Source organism: Salegentibacter sp. (genome assembly GCF_041642575.1).
Lineage (GTDB): Bacteria > Bacteroidota > Bacteroidia > Flavobacteriales > Flavobacteriaceae > Salegentibacter.
Genome location: NZ_JBEPWD010000075.1, coordinates 1 through 9,663 on the forward strand (window position 1 = coordinate 1; position 9,663 = coordinate 9,663).

At 39.7% G+C, this 9,663-nt stretch carries 10 protein-coding genes; 4 read left to right on the forward strand and 6 right to left on the reverse strand.

Going from position 1 to position 9,663, the window contains the following annotated elements; translation table 11 throughout:
* A partial coding sequence (locus ACESK1_RS10305; RefSeq protein ID WP_372920100.1) for an MFS transporter occupies positions 1-251 on the forward strand: 251 nt, incomplete at its 5' end.
* 46 nt (positions 252-297) lie between these two features.
* On the opposite strand, the gene ACESK1_RS10310 is transcribed toward ACESK1_RS10305, so the two are convergent.
* From ACESK1_RS10310 to ACESK1_RS10325, 4 genes are read right to left on the reverse strand one after another with little or no spacing between them, the layout of a single operon-like run.
* Entirely contained in the window at positions 298-1,029 is a 732-nt protein-coding gene (locus ACESK1_RS10310) for a head GIN domain-containing protein (RefSeq protein ID WP_372920101.1), read from the reverse strand.
* A 27-nt stretch (positions 1,030-1,056) separates the two neighbouring features.
* Positions 1,057-2,148 carry a hypothetical protein gene (locus tag ACESK1_RS10315; protein WP_372920102.1) on the reverse strand — a complete coding sequence of 364 codons (1,092 nt, stop codon included), beginning with the start codon at positions 2,146-2,148 and terminating at the stop codon, positions 1,057-1,059.
* Positions 2,129-2,692: a DUF4179 domain-containing protein gene (locus ACESK1_RS10320; RefSeq protein WP_372920103.1), complete on the reverse strand. Its 564-nt coding sequence runs from the start codon at positions 2,690-2,692 to the stop codon at positions 2,129-2,131. The genes ACESK1_RS10315 and ACESK1_RS10320 overlap by 20 nt, the downstream gene beginning before the upstream one ends.
* Positions 2,682-3,242, reverse strand: coding sequence for an RNA polymerase sigma factor (locus tag ACESK1_RS10325; protein WP_372920104.1), 561 nt, complete (start codon positions 3,240-3,242; stop codon positions 2,682-2,684). The genes ACESK1_RS10320 and ACESK1_RS10325 overlap by 11 nt, the downstream gene beginning before the upstream one ends.
* Before the next feature lie 212 nt (positions 3,243-3,454).
* On the opposite strand from ACESK1_RS10325, the gene lon reads away from it, so the two are divergent.
* The 3 genes from lon (at position 3,455) to rpsA (ending at position 8,701) form a co-directional block, all read left to right on the forward strand.
* Complete coding sequence (gene lon / locus ACESK1_RS10330) at positions 3,455-5,905, forward strand: endopeptidase La (RefSeq protein ID WP_372920105.1); 2,451 nt, start codon at positions 3,455-3,457, stop codon at positions 5,903-5,905.
* Positions 5,906-6,000: 95 nt separating this feature from the next.
* Positions 6,001-6,699 (forward strand): (d)CMP kinase, encoded by a 699-nt coding sequence (gene cmk, locus ACESK1_RS10335; RefSeq protein ID WP_372920106.1) that lies wholly within the window; start codon positions 6,001-6,003, stop codon positions 6,697-6,699.
* Between the two features lie 154 nt (positions 6,700-6,853).
* Complete coding sequence (gene rpsA, locus ACESK1_RS10340) at positions 6,854-8,701, forward strand: 30S ribosomal protein S1 (protein ID WP_372920107.1); 1,848 nt, start codon at positions 6,854-6,856, stop codon at positions 8,699-8,701.
* A gap of 83 nt (positions 8,702-8,784) precedes the next feature.
* Here the strand turns inward: rpsA and ACESK1_RS10345 are convergent, their stop codons facing one another.
* A complete protein-coding gene (locus ACESK1_RS10345; RefSeq protein WP_372920108.1) occupies positions 8,785-9,288 on the reverse strand; it encodes an N-acetyltransferase family protein in 504 nt (167 codons plus the stop codon).
* 125 nt (positions 9,289-9,413) lie between these two features.
* The coding region (locus ACESK1_RS10350; RefSeq protein ID WP_372920109.1) for an OsmC family protein at positions 9,414-9,663 on the reverse strand (250 nt) is incomplete at its 5' end.

The following is a 9,663-nucleotide window of genomic DNA, read 5'->3' on the forward strand; positions in this document are numbered from 1 at the left end:
TGGGTGGGATACAGTCTTTATCAAGATCTACTTACTCTAAGTTTCTTCCCGATGAAACAAAGGATACTGCAAGTTATTTTAGTTTTTATGATGTAGCTGAGAAAATAGGAATAGTGATAGGGATGTTCATGTATGGGATGGTGGCGCAAATTACCGGAAGTATAAGAGATTCGATCCTTTTTCTGGTTGTGTTTTTTATAGCCGGTGTGTTTTTACTGATGCGGGTACCAAAAACAAACCCCGCGAATTAACGCAGGGCTTGCCGTTTTCCTTTTCATAGCTATAAGGAAATAGTTTTTATTTAGACGAAATAGCTCCCGAGCCCATGGTTTTGAAATCCTGCTTGTCTGGTTTACCTTTATAATGGATATCCCCTGAGCCCATTATTTTTGCATCCAGAGATGCAGAGGCAAAAACTTCTATGTCCCCACTACCCATTACTCTAGCTTTTACATCTTCAACGCTAAGGTTGTAAGCTTCAAAATCGCCGGAACCGGTAACTTTGCATCCAAAATAATTGCTTTTTCCTCTTAGCATAGTATCTCCTGAGCCGGTGATTTGACTTTCCAGTTTTTCGACATCGAGGTCCAGGTTGATATTCCCTGATCCTGTTAAGGCGGTTCTAAAGGTATTAGCTCTAATCACAGAAGTATTCCAGAGATCTCCAGACCCGGTAAGTTTGACTTCGTTCAAATCCTTGAACGGAACGGTAATCTTTATAGATCTGTTGCGCGACGGTTCCAGGTTGACCTTTTCTGCTGGTTTTATCTTAAGGGTTCCATTTGTAACTTCGGTGATGATGTGTTCCATTAAGTTACTATCGGCCTCAACTTTAATATTTCCTTCGGTTCCGGCTACCAGTTCCACATCCATAGAGCCCACCACGTAAATTTCATCATAATCTGCTGTACGGCGTTCTTCTGTAGTGATCTCGCCATTGCCTTTTACACCTTTGTTCTTCCAGAATTGGGCGTTCACAGAATTAAAGCTGAATAGAATTGTTGTTAAAATTAAGATTGATCGTTTCATGATAATTGATTTTTGATTGATGATTAATTATTTTTTACTGAAATGGACATTAGCATAACTGGTATTGATCGTTAGCATGCTGCCGGAATTATTCTCTAAATGATAGCCTTGTAGGCTCTGTTTCGTATTTTGGTCATGGCGCTTTTGTAGCTGAAATTCTTCCAGACCCTTGACGTTCCCATAACTTGCTTCTACATTAAAATTAAAAGCTTGCCCAGCATCGTAACCAATCTTCACTCCTGCATAATCACTGTCTATTTTAATGTTTCTCGCACCTTTTATGATCTTGTCTATACTAAGGCTGCCATAGTCTACATTCAGATCTGCTGAGGTGAAGATCCTACCGATCTTGGTGCTGAGGTAATCTCCGTTTCCAATTATTCTTTTTACTTTATCAACACTTATACTTCCATAGTCGGCATCGAACTCCAGGTTGCTGACTTTCTTCAAGTTTGTTGTAGTATAATCGGCGTTGATCTTCAGGTTTTCTGCCTCTTCAACTTCAAATTCACTATAATCTGCGGTAATTTCAGCATTCTTAATATAGCCGAATCTGCTGTTCCTGGTATAATCAAAGTCAAGTATATTGGAGTCACCTCTAAGTTCCAGAATATCAATTTTTCCGTAATCACAGGTGATCCTTGAATTTCCCAGCAGACGGTCGATGTAGATTCCCCCGTAATCGTTGTTAAGGTCTACGTTATTGGTTTCCGGGGCTTTAATTATATAATTGATCTCCATATTTACATTGCTTGATCCCGAAAAGAGATTACTCCACCAGGAAGAGCTTTTGCCTCCTGAAAGGTGCGTTTTTGCACTAACTCCGGAGGAGCTCTGGTTGAATTCAACTTCAATTTCATCCAGTTTTTCCTGAACTTTTTCAGGGTCATTTCCGTTTGTCTTGATGAAAACCTCAATAACCACTCTATTCTGATCCCAGGTTGAGATATCGATATTTCCGTAGCTGTTATCAACCTTCAGGTTTGAATTCGCTGACACATTGAATTCCCTGGTTATTTTTTTCTCCTTAGTGTGTTTACCGCTAAGGTCGTTGTTGCAGAAAGTGAGTCCGGGTATTAGAACCGCTGCAAGGATTAGTTTATATAATATTGCTTTCATGACTTTGTGTTTTTAGGGATTTTATATTTTCAATTTGGGTTAATACGTTATTCAGTAGATCTATTCTTTGCTGAAAGTTGCTTATCATGGCGTATATAACCCGTCTGTCCTGACCGCTGTTAATGAGGTCTTTTTTTAATTCTGAATATTCTGCTTCCAATTTTTCCATCTGGGTGAGGGCGTCTGTGACAATAGCTTCAGTTTCGGGAGACTTTTCAGCTTCAATGTTTTTGAGCTCTCTTTGAATAACCGCAGTGTAAAAATCCTGGGTCTCTTTCATTTCGGGGGAAACACTTGCCAGGTCTCCTTTACTTCCGGCCGGGTTATTCAAATGAATGTTTCCGAAGAGGAAAATTGCCAGGGCAATACTCGCCGCAATTCCAAGGAATGGTCCCCAAAGACTTCTGGTTTTGGCTTGAGGCCGGTTTTGTTCCTTAGCCGATTGTTCCAGTTTTTTCAGGAAGCGGTCTTTGTGGCCGGCTTTGGGTTCTGCGACATCGAAGTCCAGGTCTTCGAAAAGCTCAGTTAATTTATCAGTTTTCATCTTTTAGCAATTTTTTTCGTAAACTCTCCTTGGCCCGCGAAATAGTAGTTCGGCAATTGGCATAGGAGATATTCAGTATTTCACAAATTTCATCGTAATCATAACCTTCAATTAGATGGAGGGTGAGGCTGATTCGGTAATTTTCTTTCAGCGTATTTAAAGCCCGCATAATTCTTTTTACTTTTTCATTATTCGCGCTTTCCTCCAGATCTATACCTTCACTTTCGTCAAGTTCATTCTTCAGTTCGTCGTTATAACTCAGCTCGGTATATTTAGATTTCTTGTTGAATGCATTGATGCTAAGGTTAATCACTATCTTTTTTAGCCAGGCTCCAAATGTTGCGGTGCCCTGGAAGCTGTCTATCTTAGTAAAAGCTTTTAAAAATGCTTCCTGCATAAGATCTTCGGCCTCGGCGGTATCGTTTACAATTCGCAGGCTGGTATTGTACATCGCTTTATAATAGCGATCGTAGATCTCCATTTGTGCCCGCTGATCGCCCTTTCGGCATCGTGCAACAAGATCATTGATATGTGTGATGGTTGGTGTCAAAAAAATATCTTGTTTATTATAAAGATTGATTAAAATTCACTTTGTTACAGTTTTTGAGAAAAAAGTATTACATCTTAAGATGGCATAAGAATTGACTAAAGATAATGAAGATTGCGCATACCAGTAGCTAAGCCCGTGAGAGTAAGGCTTAAATAAAATGAAAAAGATTAAAAACACAAACTGCAAAATGACAGTTTGACTTAAAATATATTATGGCAAAAACAAAAATTACCAACTTTGACAGTTTGTCATTGCAGGAAATAGATCAGGATGCAGATCTAATCCCTCTAATGACGCCTGAAGATGAAGAGGAAATTAATAAAGAAAATCTACCCGAATCTTTACCAATATTACCTTTACGAAACACTGTATTGTTCCCTGGAGTGGTGATCCCTATCACTGCCGGGAGAGATGCTTCTATTAAGCTTATTAACCAGGCCAATAACGACAGCAAAATTATTGGGGTGGTTTCTCAAAAAGATGAGGAAGTAGAGAATCCCACCGCAAAGGATATTAACAGAGTAGGAGTAGTGGCCCGAATCCTTCGCGTATTGAAAATGCCCGATGGAAATACCACGGTAATCATTCAGGGAAAAAAACGTTTTAAGATCGAAAAAGTGGTAGGCGAAGATCCTTATCTCACTGCCACGATCACTGAAGTTCCCGAAGCCAGACCGGCCAAGGATAATGAGGAATTTTCAGCTATTATAGATTCTATCAAGGAACTTGCACTTCAAATTATAAAGGGAAGTCCTAATATCCCAAGTGAAGCTTCCTTTGCAATTAAAAATATAGAAAGTGCTTCTTTTCTTATCAATTTTGTCTCTTCAAATATGAACCTTTCGGTAGAAGACAAACAAAAATTGCTGGAAACGAATGATCTTAGAGAAAGAGCTCTTGCCACCTTAAGATATATGAATGTAGAGTTTCAGAAACTGGAACTTAAAAATGATATTCAGTCGAGGGTGCAGAGTGATATGAGTCAGCAGCAGCGGGAGTATTTTCTTCATCAGCAAATGAAAACCATCCAGGAAGAACTGGGTGGCGTTTCTCACGAAGATGAAATTGAAGAAATGCGCCAGCGTGCCAGTGGAAAGAAATGGCAGGAACCAATACAAAAGCATTTTGAAAAGGAACTTGCTAAAATGCAACGGATGAATCCACAGGTTGCTGAATATTCCATTCAACGAAATTATCTGGATCTTTTTCTGGACCTTCCATGGAATGAATTCAGCCAGGATAAATTCGACCTGAAAAGGGCTAAAAAAATACTTGATCGCGATCATTATGGTCTTGAAGATGTAAAGCGCAGGATCATTGAATATCTTGCCGTACTTAAGCTAAGGAATGATATGAAATCACCGATTTTGTGTCTTTACGGACCTCCGGGAGTTGGTAAAACTTCTTTGGGGAAATCTGTAGCCGAGGCTCTTGGTAGGGAATATGTTAGAATTTCTCTCGGTGGACTTCGAGATGAAGCCGAAATTAGGGGACACCGAAAAACATATATCGGGGCAATGCCCGGTAGGATCATACAGAGTTTAAAAAAGGCCGGTACGAGCAATCCAGTTTTTGTTTTAGATGAGATAGATAAATTAAGCATCGGAAATGCAGGGGACCCTTCTTCTGCCTTATTGGAGGTTCTTGATCCCGAGCAAAACAGTGACTTCCATGATAACTTCCTGGAAATGGGCTTCGATCTTTCTAAGGTGATGTTCATTGCTACGGCCAATAACCTGGGAACTATCCAACCGGCTCTTAGAGACCGTATGGAGGTGATAAACGTGACGGGTTACACCATAGAAGAAAAAGTTGAGATCGCGCGGCAGCATTTATTGCCTAAGCAGCTTAAGGAGCATGGAATGACGAAAGAGCAGTTGAAAATTGCCAAGCCTCAACTGGAAAAGATCGTGGAAGGTTACACCCGGGAATCTGGGGTTCGTGGTCTTGAAAAACAGATCGCCAAGATGGTGCGTCATGCCGCCAAGAATATCGCCATGGAAGAAGACTATAATATCAAGGCAACAAATGAAGATATCATAGAAGTCCTTGGTAGCCCAAAACTGGAACGCGATAAATACGAGAATAATGAAGTAGCGGGAGTAGTCACCGGTCTTGCATGGACTCAGGTTGGAGGAGATATCCTGTTTATCGAGGCTATTTTATCCAAAGGAAAAGGAAACCTGAACATTACCGGAAATCTTGGTAAAGTGATGAAAGAGTCGGCTACGATTGCGATGGAATATATAAAAGCAAACGCTGATGAACTAGGGCTCGATCCGGGAGTTTTTGAGAAATATAATGTGCATATTCACGTACCGGAAGGCGCTACGCCTAAGGATGGGCCAAGCGCAGGTATTACCATGTTAACTTCATTAGTTTCTTTATTCACTCAGCGTAAGGTAAAGAAAAGCATTGCCATGACGGGGGAGATTACGCTAAGAGGAAAAGTGCTGCCGGTGGGAGGATTGAAAGAAAAGATCCTTGCTGCGAAAAGGGCAAAAATCAAAGAAATAATTCTTTGTAAGGAGAATGAGCGCGATGTTAAGGAAATTAAGGAAGAATACCTTAAAGGACTTACCTTTCATTATGTGAATGAAATGAGTGAGGTAATAGATATAGCCATTACCCAACAGAAAGTGAAGAATGCAAAAAAACTTTAATCTCCAAAGCCTCCGAAAGGAGGCTTTTTTATTAGGTGTAAACGGGAAAAGCCTTCTTAATTAATTAAATTTGTCCCCTGAATTAAAAAATCCAGATGAGTAAAAAGATCACAATTGCCATAGACGGGCATTCTTCAACAGGAAAAAGTACGGTTGCCAAACAACTCGCTAAAGAATTAGGATATATTTATGTAGATAGCGGGGCGATGTACCGTGCGGTAACTCTCTTCGCAATGCGGAAACTTTTTGTGAGCGATACTAATTTTGATAAAGAAGCTATAATAAGACATTTACCATTTATTAATGTGAAATTCATCTTTGATGATAAAGCGGGTTTTGGGGAAATTTATTTAAATGATGAAAATGTAGAAAAGGAAATACGTCTCCTTGAGGTATCCCAGCAAGTGAGCAAAGTTGCCGCTATCCCGCAGGTAAGAAAGAAGCTGGTTAAGCTTCAGCAGGAAATGGGCAAGGACAAAGGGGTGGTCATGGATGGCCGCGATATCGGTACGGTAGTTTTTCCCGATGCCGACCTCAAACTCTTCATGACTGCATCTTCTGAAACTCGAGCGGAAAGACGGTTTAAGGAACTTAAGGAACGAGGAGATAATATCACCTTTGAGCAAGTGCTGAAGAATGTGAAAGAGCGTGATTATCTCGATACTACACGGGCCGATTCGCCACTGCTTAAGGCCGATGATGCTATAGAAATTGACAATTCCCAAATGGATCTGGAGGAGCAATTTAAAAAAGTACTTCAACTCGCTAAAGATAAGATCGAAGCAAAGGCCTAAAGCTTTGAGAATTAAAAAATAAATAGTATTTTTGCACTCCTTTTTGGCAAAGAACCGGAAAATCAATAAGGGAGAATAAATTTTTATAAACACTTCTGTGTTTCATTTGCTAATTTTTCCGGGAAGGCACAGGATACAAATTAATTTATCAGCAATGGCTGAAGACAAAAACAAACAAGAAGTTCAGGATTCTCCTGAAGTGCAGGGAGTAGCAGGATTGGATAATTCTTCTCAACCTTCTGCAACAGAACAACAACAAAATCCTGAAAAATTCTTAGAAGATTTTAACTGGCATAATTATGAAGAGGGTATTGACCCGATTGATGATAAAAAGTTGGAAGAATTTGAGAAGCTGGTTTCAGAAAATTTCGTCGACACTTTAGATGATGAAGTAACCAAAGGAAAAGTAATTAACATTACTGATCGGGATGCTATCATTGACATCAATGCCAAAAGTGAAGGTGTTATTTCTCTTAACGAATTTCGTTACAACCCAGACCTTAAAGTAGGCGATGAGGTTGAAGTGTTAATTGATGTGCGTGAAGATGCTACTGGTCAATTGATCCTTTCTCACAGAAAGGCCCGTGTGATCATGGCCTGGGATCGTGTGAATAAAGCACATGACGAAGGACTTATCGTAAATGGTTTTGTGAAATGCAGAACTAAAGGTGGTATGATCGTAGACGTATTTGGAATTGAGGCATTCTTGCCAGGTTCTCAAATAGACGTGAAGCCTATCCGTGATTACGATGCTTACGTAGGAAAAACGATGGAATTCAAAGTGGTGAAAATCAACCACGAATTCAAAAACGTTGTAGTTTCTCATAAAGCACTTATCGAAGCCGATATTGAAGAGCAGAAGAAAGAAATTATCGGTCAGCTTGAAAAAGGTCAGGTACTTGAAGGTACTGTAAAGAACATCACTTCTTACGGAGTATTTGTTGACCTTGGAGGAGTTGACGGACTTGTTCACATTACCGATCTTAGCTGGTCTCGTATCAACCATCCAAATGAGCTCGTTGAACTTGATCAAAAACTGAACGTGGTAATTCTTGACTTTGATGAAGCTAAAACAAGAATTCAATTAGGTCTTAAGCAATTAAGCAAACACCCATGGGAAGCTCTTGACGAAAATCTTAAGGTTGGAGACAAGGTAAAAGGTAAAGTAGTTGTAATCGCAGATTACGGTGCATTTATCGAAGTTGCTGATGGTGTTGAAGGTCTTATCCACGTTTCTGAAATGTCATGGAGCACGCACTTGCGTTCAGCCCAGGATTTCGTAAATGTTGGAGATGAGGTTGAAGCTCAAATCTTAACTTTAGATCGTGAAGACCGTAAAATGTCTCTAGGAATTAAGCAATTAACGCCAGATCCATGGACAGATATCACTACTAAATATCCTGTTGGCTCACGCCACAAAGGGATTGTACGTAACTTTACCAACTTTGGTGTATTCGTAGAATTAGAAGAAGGAATTGACGGACTTATTTATATCTCTGATCTATCCTGGACTAAAAAGATCAAGCACCCATCAGAATTTACTAACGTAGGTGATGAGCTTGAAGTTGTAGTTCTTGAATTAGATGTTGAAGGTCGTAAATTAAGCCTTGGTCACAAGCAGGTTGAAGACAACCCTTGGGATAAGTACGAAACTGAGTTCGCTGTTGGTACTAAACACACCGCAGAAATCGCAGAGATCGTAGACAAAGGTGCTACAATAGACTTTAATGAAGATATCACTGCATTTGTTCCAACCAGACATCTTGAGAAAGAAGATGGTAACAAATTGACTAAAGGTGAATCTGCAGAGTTCCAAATCATTGAATTCAATAAGGAATTCAAGAGAGTGGTAGCTTCTCATATGGCTATTCACAAAGAAGAAGAGCAGCAAATCGTTAAGCAAGCCGCTAAGAAAGCAGCTACGCAAACAAAAGACAAAACCACAATTGGTGATGTTAATGCCGATCTTCAGGCTTTAAAAGATAAAATGGAAGGGAAGTAATTCCGGATATTTGATTATAAATAGACACCTCCTTAGTTTGCGCTAAGGAGGTTTTTTTATGGTTAATTTAAAAAGCAAAGTCTTCATATTACCACATGACTTCTTCGTTCCAGGAAAATATTGTCGTGCCATACTCCATCTCTTTTTCCTATTTTTTCCCGGTAACCCACTTCGCGGAATCCTTCAGAGGTATGCAGCGCGATACTGGCTTTATTTTCAGGGAAAATACCTGCTTGCAGCGTCCAGATTTTATTTTTTTCGCTTTGAGCAATAATCGATCTCAGTAAAGCCCGGCCAACTCCACGGCCCGAATGTTCTGGATGCACATACAGACTTACTTCACACACTCCAGAATAAACCTGGCGTGCCGATACTGGGGAGAGAGCTACCCAGCCAATAATGCTATTATTATTTTCAGCAAGCAATCTGGAATCTGTGCGGAATTTTTTATCCCAAGCTTCCCAGTTTGGAGCAAGTGTTTCAAAAGTTGCAATCCCTGTGTCTATGCCCAGTTGATAGATCTGCCTTACGGCGAGAAAATCTTCCCTGATAAATGCTCTGATTTTTATTTCGGCAGATCTTTCCATCCTGTAATTTCTGAGAAAATTACAATTTTAATCAATATAGCTAAAGGAAATTTATTCAGTTGAAGCCATAAAAAAACCGGAAATAAATTCCGGTTCTTTCAACATATTTGGAAGGTAATCAATCATTAAACAGTTTCGGTAACTTTAACCTTAGCTTCCAATTTCACCTCGGTTTTTATCGATCTGGTGATCAGGCAGATCTCTTCTGCTTTATGAAGCAATTTCATTGCTTTTTCTTCATCTTTTGCATTTTTGATAGTCAGTTCGGGCTTAAGGATAACCTCACTCATGATGAATTTTTTATCAATGCGTTCCATTTTCCCAACAGCCGGACATTTTAAACTTTCAAAATCCAGTTTAGAATATTCAGCAACG

What these genes read in the sequence shown, in the direction of transcription:
- ACESK1_RS10345 (WP_372920108.1), bottom strand. Translation starts at nt 9,288, where the DNA reads ATGGAAAGATCTGCCGAAATAAAAATCAGAGCATTTATCAGGGAAGAT.
- rpsA (WP_372920107.1), top strand. Translation starts at nt 6,854, where the DNA reads ATGGCTGAAGACAAAAACAAACAAGAAGTTCAGGATTCTCCTGAAGTG.
- cmk (WP_372920106.1), top strand. Translation starts at nt 6,001, where the DNA reads ATGAGTAAAAAGATCACAATTGCCATAGACGGGCATTCTTCAACAGGA.
- ACESK1_RS10320 (WP_372920103.1), bottom strand. Translation starts at nt 2,692, where the DNA reads ATGAAAACTGATAAATTAACTGAGCTTTTCGAAGACCTGGACTTCGAT.
- ACESK1_RS10310 (WP_372920101.1), bottom strand. Translation starts at nt 1,029, where the DNA reads ATGAAACGATCAATCTTAATTTTAACAACAATTCTATTCAGCTTTAAT.
- lon (WP_372920105.1), top strand. Translation starts at nt 3,455, where the DNA reads ATGGCAAAAACAAAAATTACCAACTTTGACAGTTTGTCATTGCAGGAA.
- ACESK1_RS10315 (WP_372920102.1), bottom strand. Translation starts at nt 2,148, where the DNA reads ATGAAAGCAATATTATATAAACTAATCCTTGCAGCGGTTCTAATACCC.